Source organism: Staphylococcus sp. FSL W8-0056 (assembly GCF_037963075.1).
GTDB classification, from domain to species: Bacteria; Bacillota; Bacilli; order Staphylococcales; family Staphylococcaceae; genus Staphylococcus; species Staphylococcus aureus.
In genome coordinates this window covers 1,362,125-1,378,310 of record NZ_CP150142.1, presented here as the reverse complement: position 1 = coordinate 1,378,310, position 16,186 = coordinate 1,362,125, and the positions used below count along the sequence as shown (strand labels likewise).

Sequence of the window (16,186 nt, the reverse complement as noted above, 5' to 3'; positions counted from 1 at the left end):
AAGAACCAATGACTTAATTAAAAAAGTTGTTTAAGTTTTCTTAACATGAGATGTTAGGATTTTTTATTTACTGAAAATGTTAGATGATTGAGCATTATACCTTAATAACATCGTTTATTTATTTCATAAATTGTAGTATCATAGAACTAATATTTAAAAAATGAAACAGTAGATTTAGGTCGAATTTTTGTAAAAGTTTTAAAAGTAGGAATAGTATACAAATTAAACTCGCTCAAGTAAAATTAATATTACGATTAATGACGACAGGATAAATATTTATCGTCGACGGACGTATGATTGGTGTGGGACAAATACTATTCAACAAGAGTACCTAAATCATTGTTTAAGGCGAAGTAATAAATATGAATGGGGTGTATCATATAATGAACAACGAATATCCATATAGTGCAGATGAAGTTCTTCACAAAGCAAAATCATATTTGTCAGCAGATGAATATGAGTATGTTTTAAAAAGCTATCATATTGCTTATGAAGCACATAAAGGTCAGTTCCGAAAAAACGGATTACCATACATTATGCATCCTATACAAGTTGCAGGTATTTTAACAGAAATGCGATTAGACGGACCGACGATTGTCGCAGGTTTTTTGCATGATGTAATTGAAGATACACCGTATACATTTGAAGATGTAAAAGAAATGTTCAATGAAGAAGTTGCTCGAATTGTTGATGGTGTGACGAAGCTTAAAAAAGTAAAATACCGCTCAAAAGAAGAACAACAAGCTGAAAATCATCGCAAGTTATTTATTGCGATTGCCAAAGATGTACGCGTAATTTTGGTGAAATTAGCAGACAGATTACATAATATGCGTACCTTGAAAGCCATGCCGCGTGAAAAACAAATTAGAATTTCTCGAGAAACATTAGAAATTTATGCACCTTTAGCACATCGTCTTGGTATTAATACAATTAAATGGGAACTAGAAGATACGGCTCTTCGTTATATTGATAATGTGCAATATTTTAGAATAGTCAATTTAATGAAGAAGAAACGTAGTGAACGTGAAGCGTATATCGAAACGGCTATTGATAGAATACGTACTGAAATGGACCGAATGAATATCGAAGGCGATATAAATGGTAGACCTAAACATATTTACAGTATTTATCGGAAAATGATGAAGCAGAAAAAACAATTTGATCAAATTTTTGATTTGTTGGCGATACGTGTTATTGTCAATTCTATTAATGATTGTTATGCGATACTTGGGTTGGTGCATACGTTATGGAAACCGATGCCAGGACGTTTTAAAGATTATATTGCAATGCCTAAACAAAATTTGTATCAGTCATTGCATACTACAGTAGTAGGTCCAAATGGAGACCCGCTCGAAATCCAAATACGAACGTTTGATATGCACGAAATTGCTGAGCATGGTGTTGCAGCACACTGGGCTTACAAAGAAGGTAAAAAAGTAAGTGAAAAAGATCAAACTTATCAAAATAAGTTAAATTGGTTAAAAGAATTAGCTGAAGCGGATCATACATCGTCTGACGCTCAAGAATTTATGGAAACCTTAAAATATGACTTACAGAGTGACAAAGTATACGCATTTACCCCAGCGAGTGATGTTATTGAGTTGCCATATGGTGCTGTGCCGATTGATTTTGCTTATGCGATTCACAGTGAAGTAGGTAATAAGATGATTGGTGCCAAGGTGAATGGCAAAATTGTACCAATTGACTATATTTTACAAACAGGCGATATTGTTGAAATACGTACTAGTAAACATTCATATGGACCAAGTCGTGATTGGTTGAAAATTGTTAAATCGTCTAGTGCCAAAGGTAAAATTAAAAGTTTCTTCAAAAAACAAGATCGTTCATCTAATATTGAAAAAGGCCGAATGATGGTTGAAGTTGAAATAAAAGAGCAAGGATTTAGAGTCGAAGATATTTTGACAGAGAAAAATATTCAGGTTGTTAATGAAAAATATAACTTTGCAAATGAAGATGATTTATTCGCAGCTGTAGGATTTGGCGGCGTGACATCCTTACAGATTGTTAATAAATTAACTGAAAGACAACGTATTTTAGATAAACAACGTGCTTTAAATGAAGCACAAGAAGTTACGAAATCATTGCCTATTAAAGACAACATCATTACTGATAGTGGTGTCTATGTAGAAGGTTTAGAAAATGTACTTATCAAGTTGTCAAAATGTTGTAATCCTATACCAGGTGATGATATTGTAGGTTATATCACCAAAGGTCACGGTATTAAAGTACATCGCACTGATTGCCCAAATATTAAGAACGAAACTGAACGACTAATTAATGTTGAATGGGTAAAATCAAAAGACGCAACTCAAAAATATCAGGTTGATTTAGAGGTAACTGCGTATGACCGAAATGGCTTGTTGAATGAAGTACTACAAGCTGTTAGCTCGACAGCCGGCAATTTAATTAAAGTTTCAGGACGTTCAGATATTGATAAAAATGCAATAATAAATATTAGTGTCATGGTGAAAAACGTGAATGATGTTTATCGTGTGGTAGAAAAGATCAAACAACTTGGTGATGTTTATACAGTAACAAGAGTTTGGAACTAGAGGTGCAAAATATGAAAGTAGTTGTACAAAGAGTTAAAGAAGCATCGGTGACGAATGATACATTAAATAATCAAATCAAAAAAGGATATTGTTTATTAGTCGGTATCGGTCAGAACTCTACAGAGCAAGATGCAGATGTAATTGCAAAGAAAATTGCTAATGCAAGATTATTTGAAGATGACAATAATAAATTAAACTTTAATATCCAACAAATGAATGGTGAAATACTATCAGTTTCACAATTTACTCTCTATGCAGATGTAAAAAAAGGTAACCGTCCAGGTTTCTCAAATTCTAAAAATCCTGATCAAGCGGTAAAAATTTATGAGTATTTTAATGATGCGCTACGAGCGTATGGTCTTACTGTGAAAACAGGTGAATTTGGAACACACATGAATGTTAGCATAAATAATGATGGTCCAGTCACTATTATTTATGAAAGTCAGGACGGCAAAATTCAATGAAAAAAATAGAGGCATGGTTATCTAAAAAGGGTCTTAAAAATAAACGTACTCTAATAGTAGTGATTGCCTTTGTCTTATTTATCATCTTTTTATTTTTATTGCTGAATAGCAATAGTGAAGATAGTGGGAACATCACGATAACTGAAAATGCTGAATTACGTACAGGTCCAAACGCTGCGTATCCAGTCATATATAAAGTTGAGAAAGGTGACCATTTTAAAAAGATTGGTAAAGTAGGTAAATGGATTGAAGTTGAAGATACATCCAGTAATGAAAAAGGTTGGATAGCTGGATGGCACACAAATTTAGATATTGTCGCGGATAATACGAAGGAGAAAAATCCTTTGCAAGGTAAAACAATAGTGCTTGATCCTGGTCATGGAGGTAGTGACCAGGGTGCTTCAAGCAATACTAAATATAAAAGTTTAGAAAAAGACTATACGTTGAAAACAGCAAAAGAATTGCAGCGTACTTTAGAAAAAGAAGGCGCAACTGTTAAGATGACAAGAACAGACGATACATATGTTTCACTAGAAAATCGTGATATCAAAGGCGATGCCTATTTGAGTATACATAATGATGCATTAGAATCATCTAATGCAAATGGAATGACAGTTTATTGGTATCATGATAATCAAAGAGCTTTAGCAGATACGTTAGACGCTACGATTCAGAAGAAAGGTTTACTTTCTAATCGCGGTTCAAGACAAGAAAATTATCAAGTGTTAAGACAAACAAAAGTTCCTGCTGTTTTATTAGAATTAGGTTATATTAGTAACCCAACTGATGAAACGATGATTAAAGATCAATTACATAGACAAATTTTAGAACAAGCAATTGTTGATGGACTTAAAATTTATTTTTCTGCGTAGGGCTTGCAAAAATATGTGAAAGTAGTTATCATTGATATTGAATTTTATAACTAAAACCGTTAGTATTCTTGAAATGGTAAATGAAATAGGTAGCAATCTAACTAAGATTGTGTAGGAATATAATCCATAGACTGAAAGATTATGCTGAGTAGTTTATATACATTGAACACAAGAAGAGGTGCTTTATGAAAAGTAAAGCCGTTAAACGTACGTTAAACGTTTTGAGTGGGTTTATTTAATGCACGCTTATAAAAAGTAATGATGATTACAATTAGGCATGTTTTTTAAACCAATGAGGGTGGCAACACGGATATTCGTCCCTTGTGCAGTTTCAGGCTGTGCAAGGGCTTTTTCTTTTGCTTTTAAAATTATGATTTATCATGCAAAGTTAAGTGATCGTATATAGTTTTAGTTTTAAAAAGGTAATTAAATAAAATAGTTTGCCGAGGGAGATGTCAAAATGATTAAAATACCTAGAGGGACGCAGGATATTTTACCTGAAGATTCAAAGAAATGGCGTTACATTGAAAATCAATTAGATGAATTAATGACATTTTATAATTATAAAGAAATAAGAACACCAATTTTTGAAAGTACAGATCTTTTTGCAAGAGGTGTTGGTGATTCAACCGATGTCGTACAAAAAGAAATGTATACATTTAAAGATAAAGGCGATAGAAGTATTACATTAAGACCTGAGGGAACAGCTGCAGTTGTGCGTTCATATATTGAACATAAAATGCAAGGTAATCCAAACCAACCAATTAAACTTTATTACAATGGACCGATGTTTAGATATGAACGTAAGCAAAAAGGGCGCTATCGTCAATTTAATCAATTTGGTGTAGAAGCTATTGGTGCTGAAAATCCTAGCGTAGATGCAGAAGTATTAGCTATGGTTATGCATATTTATCAATCATTTGGATTAAAACATTTAAAGCTTGTTATTAATAGTGTAGGGGATATGGCGTCTCGAAAAGAATATAACGAAGCGTTAGTGAAACACTTTGAACCAGTAATTCATGAATTTTGTTCAGATTGTCAATCACGTTTGCATACAAATCCGATGCGAATTTTGGATTGTAAAGTTGACCGTGATAAAGAAGCGATTAAGACTGCACCTAGAATCACTGATTTCTTAAATGAGGAATCTAAGGCATATTATGAACAAGTAAAAGCTTATTTAGATGATTTAGGTATTCCATATATTGAAGATCCTAACTTAGTTCGTGGATTGGATTATTATACACATACAGCATTTGAATTAATGATGGATAATCCTAACTATGATGGTGCCATTACAACGCTTTGTGGTGGTGGCCGTTATAATGGTTTATTAGAATTGCTAGATGGTCCAAGTGAAACAGGTATTGGTTTTGCGCTAAGTATAGAACGATTATTGCTTGCACTTGAAGAAGAAGGTATCGAATTAGATATTGAAGAAAACTTAGATTTATTCATTGTTACAATGGGTGATCAAGCAGATCGATATGCTGTGAAGTTATTAAATCATTTGAGACATAATGGTATTAAAGCAGATAAAGACTACTTACAGCGTAAAATTAAAGGACAAATGAAACAAGCAGACCGTTTAGGTGCCAAGTTTACAATCGTTATTGGTGATCAAGAATTAGAAAATAATAAAATCGATGTTAAAAATATGACAACTGGTGAATCTGAAACAATTGAATTAGACGCATTAGTCGAATATTTTAAGAAGTAGAGAGGGCGTTAAAATATGAGTAAGAGAACAACTTATTGTGGATTAGTTACTGAAGCATTTTTAGGACAAGAAATTACATTAAAAGGATGGGTTAACAATCGTCGTGACCTAGGTGGATTGATTTTCGTTGATTTAAGAGATAGAGAAGGAATTGTACAAGTCGTGTTTAATCCTGCATTTTCAGAAGAGGCATTGAAAATTGCTGAAACAGTACGTTCTGAATATGTTGTAGAAGTTCAAGGTACAGTTACGAAGCGTGACCCTGAAACAGTTAATCCTAAAATTAAAACTGGCCAAGTTGAAGTACAAGTTACAAATATTAAAGTGATTAATAAATCTGAGACACCACCATTTTCTATAAATGAAGAAAATGTTAACGTTGATGAAAATATTCGATTAAAATACCGTTATTTAGATTTACGTCGTCAAGAGTTAGCGCAAACATTTAAAATGAGACATCAAATTACACGTTCTATTCGTCAATATTTGGATGATGAAGGGTTCTTTGACATCGAAACACCAGTACTAACGAAGTCAACACCTGAGGGTGCACGTGACTATTTAGTACCATCTCGTGTTCATGATGGTGAATTTTATGCATTACCACAATCACCACAATTATTTAAGCAATTATTGATGATTAGTGGATTTGACAAATACTACCAAATCGTAAAATGCTTCCGTGACGAAGATTTACGTGCAGATCGTCAACCTGAATTCACACAAGTCGATATTGAAATGAGTTTTGTAGATCAAGAAGATGTGATGCAAATGGGTGAAGAAATGCTTAAAAAAGTTGTTAAAGAAGTTAAAGGCGTTGAAATTAATGGCGCTTTCCCACGCATGACATATAAAGAAGCGATGCGTCGCTATGGTTCTGATAAACCAGATACACGTTTTGAAATGGAATTAATTGACGTTTCTCAATTAGGACGTGATATGGACTTTAAAGTATTTAAAGATACTGTTGAAAATGATGGTGAAATTAAAGCAATTGTCGCTAAAGGTGCAGCTGAACAATATACTCGTAAAGATATGGATGCTTTAACAGAATTTGTAAACATCTATGGTGCTAAAGGATTAGCGTGGGTTAAAGTTGTGGAAGATGGTTTGACAGGTCCAATTGGACGTTTCTTTGAAACAGAAAATGTTGAAACATTACTTACATTAACTGGTGCTGAAGCTGGTGACTTAGTAATGTTTGTTGCAGACAAACCAAATGTCGTTGCACAAAGTTTAGGTGCATTACGTGTCAAATTAGCTAAAGAATTAGGTTTAATCGATGAAACAAAATTAAACTTCTTATGGGTGACAGATTGGCCATTATTAGAATATGATGAAGATGCGAAACGTTACGTTGCAGCACATCATCCATTTACATCTCCAAAAGAAGCTGATATTGCTAAGCTTGGCACTGCGCCAGAAGAAGCTGAGGCAAATGCTTATGACATAGTATTAAATGGTTATGAATTAGGTGGCGGTTCAATCAGAATTCATGATGGTGAGTTACAAGAAAAAATGTTCGAAGTTCTTGGATTTACTAAAGAACAAGCACAAGAACAGTTCGGCTTCTTACTAGATGCATTTAAATATGGTGCACCACCACATGGCGGTATTGCATTAGGATTAGACCGATTAGTCATGTTATTGACTAATAGAACAAACTTGAGAGATACAATCGCATTCCCTAAAACAGCATCTGCTACATGTTTATTAACGAATGCGCCTGGTGAAGTTTCTGATAAACAATTAGAAGAACTTTCTTTGCGAATTCGTCACTAAATTTTAAAAAATCAATAAACTTTGGTTTGTTATAATTTCATTAATTTTAATTATGTGGTAATATAACATCATAAGATAGTCATCTGAGTTGTTCGTAAGTTTGCTTTTTAATTTGGGCCTAACACTCTTTGATCAAGGGAGCCCAATGGGTTTTCTTGCAGCGTACACGCCTTATATGAAGGACGTACAAAACAAGAAACAGGGCACCCACCTGTATATAACAGGCCGAATGATCAAGCTATTATAACTACGGCAATACGGACTCTATCGATACGCAAGACTTTGTCTTGCGTATTTTTATGCGTTTCTTTAAGTTTTTAATAAAGAATTAGTTGGGTTTTATAGCGTTTAATAAATGTTTCCTCGTTGAATTTTGGGAAAATAATCAAAGCGATAATGCTAAATATAAAATTTTAAGTTACTATGTACTTATGTATAAATCAGTGAAAGAGGTAAAATAATGAAACATCAATTTTCAAGAAATGAACTAGCGATTGGACAACAAGGTTTAGATTTATTGAAGCAACAAACTGTTGTCATACTTGGCGTTGGAGGTGTTGGTTCATTTGCTGCTGAAGCATTAGCAAGAACGAATATTGGTCATATTATATTAATAGATAAAGATGATGTTGATATTACAAATGTAAACAGACAATTACACGCTTTAACTACAACGGTAGGACAAAGTAAAGTTTCTTTGATGGAAGAACGTATTAAATTAATTAATCCAGATTGTAAAGTCACGCCCTTACATATGTTTTATACAGAAGAGACATATGAAGAAATTTTCGATAACTACGATATAGATTATTTTGTAGATGCAAGTGATACAATAATGTACAAAGTACACTTAATGAAAGAGTGTCTTGACCGAGGGATTAAAGTGATTTCCAGTATGGGTGCTGCAAATAAAACAGATCCAACACGTTTTACAATTTCAGATATCTCTAAAACACATACCGATCCAATGGCCAAAATTATTCGTCAAAAATTGAAAAAACTAGGAATTCGTAAAGGGATTCCAGTTGTATTTTCAGATGAAAGTCCAATTGTCATAAGAGAAGATGTAAAAGATATAGTTGGAGATAAAAATGCTATCAATCGAAAAGGACAAATGCCACCTTCTTCAAATGCCTTTGTGCCAAGTGTTGTTGGATTAATTTGTGCTAGTTATGTGGTGAATGACGTATTAAAAGATATTCCAGTTCGTCGCATTAAAGACAAAGGGCAATAATTCATTTTGAAAGTCATAATTTTCAACGTAAGGCAAGTGTAACCACACCATAAAACTAAAACTGACTAGTTCGCAAGCATAGTAGAATATGCCTCGTGTACTAGTCAGTTTTGATTTGATTATAGCTAAAATATCAAAGGTAATCGATTTAATCTTATTTTTACGGCCTTTGTTTAAGTAAGTTGTTATATATTTCTTTGAGTTGTTGTTCACTTTTAGATGTCGTTTTTGGTTCATAATAAATTTTGTTTTTAAGTTTATCAGGTAAATATTGCTGTGAAACATAGCCATTAACATATTGGTGTGGATATTTGTAACCAATAGATCGGCCTAGATCTTTAGCACCTTGATAATGTCCATCTTTTAAATGATTTGGAATTTGACCCACATGACCGTTTCTAATATCGGACAATGCACTATCAATGGCACTCATTGCTGAATTTGACTTAGGTGATAAGCATAGTTCGATTACTGCTTGGCTTAGTGGAATTCTAGCTTCTGGTAAACCTAGACGTTCTGCTGATTCAATAGCAGCAAGTGTTCTCTGACCAGCATTAGGTGAGGCTAAGCCTATATCCTCATAGCTAATTACAAGTAATCGTCGAACTATTGTAGGTAAATCTCCAGCTTCAATTAATCGTGCTAAATAATGTAAAGCGGCATTGACGTCGCTACCACGGATAGATTTTTGGAAAGCGCTCATAACATCGTAATGCATGTCACCATCCTTATCACTTACAAATGCACCTTTTTGTAAACAGTCTTTAGCATCTTGCAATGTAACATGTCGATAACCGTCTTTGTCATTATCTGCGCTTAATACAGCTAATTCCAATGCATTTAACGCACTACGAACATCACCTTGGCTTTGTGTAGAAAAGTAGGTCATGGCATCTTCATCAATTTTGGGTTGATATGTTTTCAAACCATTCTCATCATCTTCTATTGCACGAGTTAACGCTTGGCGCACATCTTCGTCATTTAAAGGATATAACTCGAAAATTTGCGCTCTTGAACGAATCGCTGGATTGATAGCATGATAAGGATTTGAAGTTGTAGCACCAATCAAGACGATTTTGCCATTTTCTAAATGAGGTAATAAAAAGTCTTGTTTAGCTTTATCTAGTCGATGTATTTCATCTAACAACAAGATAACTTGACCAGACATTTTAGCTTCTTCAACAACAAGTTGCATATCTTTTTTAGTGTTAGTTACAGCATTCAATTGTCTGAATTTATATTGCGTACTGCCCGAAATTGCTTTGGCAATACTTGTTTTGCCTATACCAGGTGGACCATAAAAAATCATTGAAGTTAATTTTTTTGTGTCAACCATTCTTCTGATAATGCCTTTTGGTCCAACTAAATGTTGTTGGGAAATGATTTCATCTATATTTTTTGGGCGCATTCTCGATGCTAATGGTTCTGTACTCACATTTGTCACACCTTTCTTATACTATCTTAACTCAAAAAATGCTAAAATGGGAATATCAATATTCGAATTAAGTGAGGTTATACAATGAAAATTTCTACTAAAGGGAGATATGGACTTACATTGATGATTTCTCTTGCTAAAAAAGAGGGGCAAGGATGTATATCATTAAAGTCAATTGCTGAAGAAAATAATTTGAGTGATTTATATTTAGAACAGCTTGTAGGTCCTTTAAGAAATGCGGGGTTAATTCGAAGTGTACGCGGTGCTAAAGGTGGATACCAATTAAGAGTACCAGCGGAAGAAATCTCAGCAGGGGATATTATAAGACTGTTAGAAGGTCCAATTACATTTGTTGAAAGTATTGAATCAGAACCACCTGCGCAAAAACAACTATGGATTCGCATGAGAGATGCAGTGAGAGATGTTTTAGATAATACAACATTGAAATATTTAGCGGAATATGTAGATACAAGTGAAGATTTAGACGGATACATGTTTTATATTTAATCGTATAAATACTATACTATAACATAAAAACTTCATATTATAATGTTTAGCGAACCTCCTTAGTGGTATATAAATATATACATCCAAGGAGGTTTCACTATGGCAGACGAAAGTAAGTTCGATCAATTTAAAGGAAATGTTAAAGAAACAGTAGGTAACGTTACTGATAACAAAGAATTAGAAAAAGAAGGTCAGCAAGATAAAGCGACTGGTAAAGCAAAAGAAGTTGTTGAAAATGCTAAAAACAAAATAACTGATGCAATTGATAAACTTAAAAAATAAGTTCAATTAAACTAATCAAATATAAGAGGAGCGATTAATATGAGTTTTATGGATAAAGCTAAAGACGCAGTAGAAAAATTTAAAAATAGCGATAATGAACAAGTTAAAAATGTAAAAGATAAGATAAATGAATATACAGGATCGAATAACGAAGAGAAAAAAGAAAATGAAGATAAAGAGAAATAAATTTCTTTAAATTTTGGATATGCTTTTCAATATTTTGAAAGCGCCCCATCAAATAAACACTAACACAGTGTAAAGTTGAAGGGGCGCTTTCATATTTGCTTTAGAATTTTAAGTGAATTTGAATCATTACTAAAACAAATGATTGAACAATAAAGACATCTTTTATTCAAAATGCTGTTACTGTTTATTTTTATTAATATTATGGATACATACTTTCACTTAGTTTATTTATCACATTATAAAGTGTTTTTTTCATTTATCTGATTTATAACATTCTTGAACCGACGATAAGAGTCTAATTGCATATCTTTATCATAAATATAACTTATTGCCATAATTTCGTTGACTTCACCATAAGTTTCCATAAAATCTTGAATTTTTTGTTGAACAGTATTTTCTGAACCTATTAATGATATTTTCTGTCTTTCCATAGCCATCGCATATTCTCTCGGCGTTAATATATTTTGTAGATCATGTGTTGGCGGTTGAACGGGCTGCATTCTGCCACGAGTGATACTAACCATTACTTGTGCCATAGATGAAGCTAAATATTGTGCTTCGTCATCATTTTCAGCAACGATTGTATTTAAACATACAATAACATAAGGTTCGTCTAATACATCAGAAGGTTCAAATAACGTTTTGTAAATTTCGATAGCTTCTTTCATTTGTTGAGGTGCAAAATGTCCAGCGAACACATATGGAAGCCCTTTGCGAGCAGCTAAATGTGCAGAATCTGTTGAAGAACCAAGAATGTATAAAGGCACATTTTTACCTACTGCTGGATAAGCACGAACATATGCTTGTTGGTGAGCTGGGCCGAAATATTGTTGTAATAATGAAACTTCTTCTGGAAATTTATAAACACCATCATGTTGATCTCGTCTTAATGCACTTGCGGTCATCATATCTGTTCCAGGTGCACGTCCTAATCCTAAATCGACACGATTTGGAAATAATGTTGCCATCGTGCCGAATTGTTCCGCAACGATTAATGGAGCATGGTTAGGTAACATGATTCCTCCAGAACCTACACGTATGTGTTTCGTATGTTCTAACGTATGTTGAATCAATAAAGCAGTTGCTGAACTTACTAGGTTGGGAGCGTTATGGTGTTCAGCAATCCAATATCTTTCATACGATAATTCATCTAAATGTTGTGCGAGCTTAACCATATCATTAATTGCTGTTCGTTCATCGTCACCTTCTCGAATAGGGACAAGGTTTAATGCTGAATATTTAATCGCCATTTTTATATCGTCCTTCCTTTTTTATGATATAAGAAGTATACCAATCGAATAACCAGATAAATATTAAATTGCTCATAACCAAAATAATAGTACGTTACATTTTACAAATGAAAAAATATCTGCAAATACTAAAATTTATAAAAAAGACAAGAATAAAGCGATAAACTTAAAAAAGCCTATCGAAAAGCATGTGTAGAAAATGGTAAAATATAATTAAAAACATTATAAATAAAGTTAAACAGAAAAGTAGAAAAATAGTATGTAAGGTGCTATTATTGGAACATTGATAAAATTGTGAGGAGTGTCCAAACATGGAAATTTATGCAGATTATGCTGCGACCACACCAGTAAAACCTGAAGTAGTAGATGCGATGATGATGATTTACAATTCGCATTATGGTAATCCATCATCAATACATGCTAAGGGAAGAGATGCGCGTAAATATTTAGATGAGTCAAGACGTCAAATTGCACAATTACTTGGTGCAGATACACATGAAATTATATTTACGAGTGGTGCAACAGAATCGAATAATACGGCAATTAAAGGCATAGTAAAAGCAAATGAACAATTGGGTAATCACATTATCACATCGAAGATTGAACATCATTCTGTGTTACATGTTTTTGAACAATTAGAGCGAGAAGGTTTTGATGTAACATATCTAGATGTTGATGATACAGGTGCTATTGATTTAGATCAACTTGAAGAAACAATTACAGATAAGACGATTTTAGTATCTATTATGTTTGTAAATAATGAAGTTGGCACAGTGCAACAAATTTATGATATTCAAGATATTATTGCTGAGACAAATGCATATTTCCATGTTGATGCGGTTCAAGCAATTGGACATCTTGATGTTAAGTTTGACGAATTTGAGATCGACGCAATGAGTATTACTGCACATAAGTTTGGCGGACCAAAAGGTGTCGGTGCATTATTAGTTAAAGACCATGTCACATTAGATTATCCTCAACTTGGCGGTGAACAAGAATTGAAACGCCGTGCAGGTACTGAAAATCTTGCACAAATTGTCGGGATGGCTAAAGCATTACAATTAGCAGAAAAGAATCGAGACGATAACAATATTCATTTAATGAATTTAAAAGAACAATTTTTAGTTAAATTACAAGAAAGAGCGATTCCATTTGAATTAAATGGTTCAATGACGGATGCTACAGGCCATATTGTAAATCTATATTTTCCGTTTGTTGAAGTTGAAATGATGTTAACATTGTTGGATATGGCACAAATCTATGTGTCGTCTGGATCTGCATGTACAGCAGGCTCTACACAACCGTCGCATGTTTTAGATGCAATGTTCGAAGATGAGGAGCGATCAAATCATTCGATTCGATTTAGTTTTAACGAATTGACTACTGAAAATGAAATTAATGCAATTGTAGCTGAAATTCATAAAATATATTTTAAATTTAAGGAGGAGTCATAATTGTCAAATAAAGATATACGTGTTGTCGTTGGTATGTCAGGCGGTGTAGATAGTTCTGTAACAGCCCACGTCTTAAAAGAACAAGGTTATGATGTCATTGGCATATTTATGAAAAACTGGGATGACACTGACGAAAATGGCGTATGTACTGCAACTGAAGATTACAACGATGTTATTGAAGTGTGTAATCAAATTGGCATTCCATATTACGCTGTTAATTTTGAAAAAGAATATTGGGATAAAGTCTTTACGTATTTCTTAGATGAATACAAAAAAGGTCGTACTCCAAATCCAGACGTTATGTGTAATAAAGAAATTAAGTTTAAAGCCTTTTTAGATCATGCGATGAATTTAGGTGCAGATTATGTAGCAACAGGACATTACGCACGCATACATCGTCATGAAGATGGTCATGTTGAAATGTTACGTGGTGTAGATAATAATAAAGATCAAACATACTTCTTGAATCAATTATCTCAACAACAACTTTCAAAAGTGATGTTCCCAATTGGCGACATCGAAAAGAGTGAAGTGCGTCGAATTGCTGAAGAACAAGGACTTGTTACTGCTAAGAAAAAAGATTCTACAGGCATTTGTTTTATCGGCGAAAAAAACTTTAAAACATTTTTATCACAATATTTACCTGCACAACCGGGTGATATGATAACACTTGATGGTAAGAAAATGGGTAAACATAGTGGTTTGATGTATTACACAATAGGACAAAGACATGGATTAGGTATAGGTGGAGATGGCGATCCTTGGTTTGTTGTCGGTAAAAACCTAAAAGATAATGTTTTATATGTAGAACAAGGATTCCATCACGATGCATTATACAGTGATTACTTAATTGCTTCAGACTATTCATTTGTAAATCCAGAAGATAATGACTTAGATCAAGGTTTTGAATGTACAGCTAAATTTAGATATCGCCAAAAAGATACGAAAGTTTTTGTGAAACGTGAAAACGACCATGCACTACGTGTTACTTTTGCTGAGCCAGTAAGAGCAATCACACCTGGACAAGCAGTTGTTTTTTATCAAGGTGATGTGTGTCTTGGTGGTGCAATAATTGACGATGTGTTCAAAAATGAAGGTCAATTAAATTATGTTGTATAAACAATGGCAACAATAAATTACTTATTTGAAGTTTCAACGTCGAAAATGACGAAAGACAGTTTTTGATGAGAATAATTCATGATGATAGAGTCTGGGACATCACAATGTCCTAGGCTCTACAATGTTATATTGGCGGGGCCCCAACATAGAGAAATTGGAACCCCAATTTCAACAGGCAATGGAAGTTGGCGGGGCCCCAACACAGAGAAATTGGAACCCTAATTTCAACAGGCAATGGAAGTTGGGGACGGGGCCCCCAACATAGAAGCTGACCAAAAGTCAGCTTTCAATAATGTGCAAGTTGGGGATGGGGCCCCAACACAGAGAATTTCGTAAAGAAATTCTACAGGCAATGCCAGTTGGGGATAACGAATTTAATTTTGTTAAAATATCATTTCTGTCCCACTCCCTATGCATGAATCTAATTATGTATTCCTATTTTTAAGTACATAATAGTGGTGGCTAATGTGGAAGAACCATTACATAATAAACCGTTAATGGTTCTTTAGCATTTCTATTCCATTCCCGCTTTTTCATGAATGAAAATGATATTAGATTATATTTTATTCGTTGTTAAGTGATTCGAGACATACAATTTATCAAGATGTTATAATTGATGAGAAATGAGGTTCGTAAATGATAGATCAACAAACAATTTATCAATACATACAAAATGGAAAAATAGAAGAAGCGTTACAAGCATTGTTCGGAAATATCGAAGAAGATCCTACAATTATTGAAAATTATATTAATGCTGGTATCGTACTTGCTGATGCGAATGAGATTGAAAAGGCAGAGCGTTTTTTCCAAAAAGCTTTAACAATAGATCCGAAGAATGGCGTCGTATTTTATAATCTAGCAAATGTATATTATAATCAGCAACGTTATCAAGAAGCTATTAAATTATATCAACAAGCATTACAAACAGAGATTGAACAAGTTGATTGTAATTATATGATCGGTATGGCGTTTAATCAGTTAGAATCATTTAAGCTGGCATTGCCGTATTTAATGACTGCTGCGGAACTAGATAAAGACAAAGATGCAGAAGTTCAATTTCAATATGGTCTTGTATTATGTCAATTAGAAATGTTTAATGAAGCCATAACTCAACTTAAACATGTATTAACGATTGATAAAAATCATGTTGATGCAAGATACAATTTGGGCTTAGCGTTATTTATGAAAAATGAAGATATTGATGAAGCAATAACTCATTTTAAAGAAGCTGTGACTATCGACCCTAAACACTTATTAAGTCAGCATGCGCTGAAAACATTCACTAAAATGAAAGAGGAGGAGTAA

Annotated in this window: 15 protein-coding genes and 1 other RNA gene; 14 read left to right on the top strand and 2 right to left on the bottom strand. The window is 33.5% G+C overall.

Annotated elements, in window-relative coordinates; genetic code table 11:
* Nucleotides 1–383: 383 nt before the first annotated feature.
* The 8 genes from NSS86_RS06825 to NSS86_RS06790 all read left to right on the top strand — a co-directional run bounded on the left by NSS86_RS06825 (nt 384) and on the right by NSS86_RS06790 (nt 8,648).
* Nucleotides 384–2,573, top strand: coding sequence for a bifunctional (p)ppGpp synthetase/guanosine-3',5'-bis(diphosphate) 3'-pyrophosphohydrolase (locus NSS86_RS06825; protein WP_001058587.1), 2,190 nt, complete (start codon nt 384–386; stop codon nt 2,571–2,573).
* Nucleotides 2,574–2,584: 11 nt separating this feature from the next.
* A complete protein-coding gene (dtd, locus tag NSS86_RS06820; protein WP_000869983.1) occupies nt 2,585–3,037 on the top strand; it encodes a D-aminoacyl-tRNA deacylase in 453 nt (150 codons plus the stop codon).
* Nucleotides 3,034–3,909: an N-acetylmuramoyl-L-alanine amidase gene (locus NSS86_RS06815; RefSeq protein ID WP_000717800.1), complete on the top strand. Its 876-nt coding sequence runs from the start codon at nt 3,034–3,036 to the stop codon at nt 3,907–3,909. Before dtd ends, NSS86_RS06815 begins: the two co-directional genes overlap by 4 nt.
* Nucleotides 3,910–4,369: 460 nt before the next feature.
* On the top strand, nt 4,370–5,632 hold the full coding sequence (gene hisS, locus NSS86_RS06810; RefSeq protein ID WP_000590826.1) for a histidine--tRNA ligase: 1,263 nt from the start codon (nt 4,370–4,372) through the stop codon (nt 5,630–5,632).
* Between the two features lie 15 nt (nt 5,633–5,647).
* On the top strand, nt 5,648–7,414 hold the full coding sequence (gene aspS / locus NSS86_RS06805) for an aspartate--tRNA ligase (protein WP_000044799.1): 1,767 nt from the start codon (nt 5,648–5,650) through the stop codon (nt 7,412–7,414).
* 77 nt (nt 7,415–7,491) lie between these two features.
* A non-coding RNA gene (gene ssrS / locus NSS86_RS06800) (6S RNA) lies at nt 7,492–7,682 on the top strand.
* 64 nt (nt 7,683–7,746) lie between these two features.
* On the top strand, nt 7,747–7,875 hold the full coding sequence (locus NSS86_RS06795) for a hypothetical protein (protein ID WP_001790559.1): 129 nt from the start codon (nt 7,747–7,749) through the stop codon (nt 7,873–7,875).
* The gene (locus NSS86_RS06790) at nt 7,875–8,648 is read left to right on the top strand and encodes a tRNA threonylcarbamoyladenosine dehydratase (protein WP_000682646.1); all 774 of its coding nucleotides are present in this window, start codon (nt 7,875–7,877) and stop codon (nt 8,646–8,648) included. The genes NSS86_RS06795 and NSS86_RS06790 overlap by 1 nt, the downstream gene beginning before the upstream one ends.
* Before the next feature lie 160 nt (nt 8,649–8,808).
* Here the strand turns inward: NSS86_RS06790 and NSS86_RS06785 are convergent, their stop codons facing one another.
* Nucleotides 8,809–10,083 carry a replication-associated recombination protein A gene (locus NSS86_RS06785; RefSeq protein WP_000102729.1) on the bottom strand — a complete coding sequence of 425 codons (1,275 nt, stop codon included), beginning with the start codon at nt 10,081–10,083 and terminating at the stop codon, nt 8,809–8,811.
* An 84-nt stretch (nt 10,084–10,167) separates the two neighbouring features.
* Between NSS86_RS06785 and NSS86_RS06780 the strand changes: the two genes are divergently transcribed.
* From NSS86_RS06780 to NSS86_RS06770, 3 genes are all read left to right on the top strand, one after another.
* Complete coding sequence (locus tag NSS86_RS06780; RefSeq protein ID WP_000704122.1) at nt 10,168–10,590, top strand: Rrf2 family transcriptional regulator; 423 nt, start codon at nt 10,168–10,170, stop codon at nt 10,588–10,590.
* 99 nt (nt 10,591–10,689) lie between these two features.
* On the top strand, nt 10,690–10,872 hold the full coding sequence (locus NSS86_RS06775) for a CsbD family protein (RefSeq protein ID WP_000752909.1): 183 nt from the start codon (nt 10,690–10,692) through the stop codon (nt 10,870–10,872).
* Between the two features lie 39 nt (nt 10,873–10,911).
* Nucleotides 10,912–11,058: an SAS049 family protein gene (locus NSS86_RS06770; protein WP_000009238.1), complete on the top strand. Its 147-nt coding sequence runs from the start codon at nt 10,912–10,914 to the stop codon at nt 11,056–11,058.
* A gap of 236 nt (nt 11,059–11,294) precedes the next feature.
* Here NSS86_RS06770 and NSS86_RS06765 read toward each other — a convergent pair whose 3' ends face one another.
* Nucleotides 11,295–12,308: an LLM class flavin-dependent oxidoreductase gene (locus NSS86_RS06765; RefSeq protein WP_000985878.1), complete on the bottom strand. Its 1,014-nt coding sequence runs from the start codon at nt 12,306–12,308 to the stop codon at nt 11,295–11,297.
* Between the two features lie 311 nt (nt 12,309–12,619).
* Here NSS86_RS06765 and NSS86_RS06760 point away from each other — a divergent pair, with 311 nt between their 5' ends.
* The 3 genes from NSS86_RS06760 to NSS86_RS06750 all read left to right on the top strand — a co-directional run bounded on the left by NSS86_RS06760 (nt 12,620) and on the right by NSS86_RS06750 (nt 16,186).
* Complete coding sequence (locus NSS86_RS06760; protein ID WP_000409157.1) at nt 12,620–13,762, top strand: cysteine desulfurase family protein; 1,143 nt, start codon at nt 12,620–12,622, stop codon at nt 13,760–13,762.
* Nucleotides 13,763–14,881, top strand: a complete 1,119-nt coding sequence (gene mnmA / locus NSS86_RS06755; RefSeq protein WP_000066095.1) for a tRNA 2-thiouridine(34) synthase MnmA — start codon at nt 13,763–13,765, stop codon at nt 14,879–14,881.
* A gap of 636 nt (nt 14,882–15,517) precedes the next feature.
* Complete coding sequence (locus NSS86_RS06750; protein ID WP_000567017.1) at nt 15,518–16,186, top strand: tetratricopeptide repeat protein; 669 nt, start codon at nt 15,518–15,520, stop codon at nt 16,184–16,186.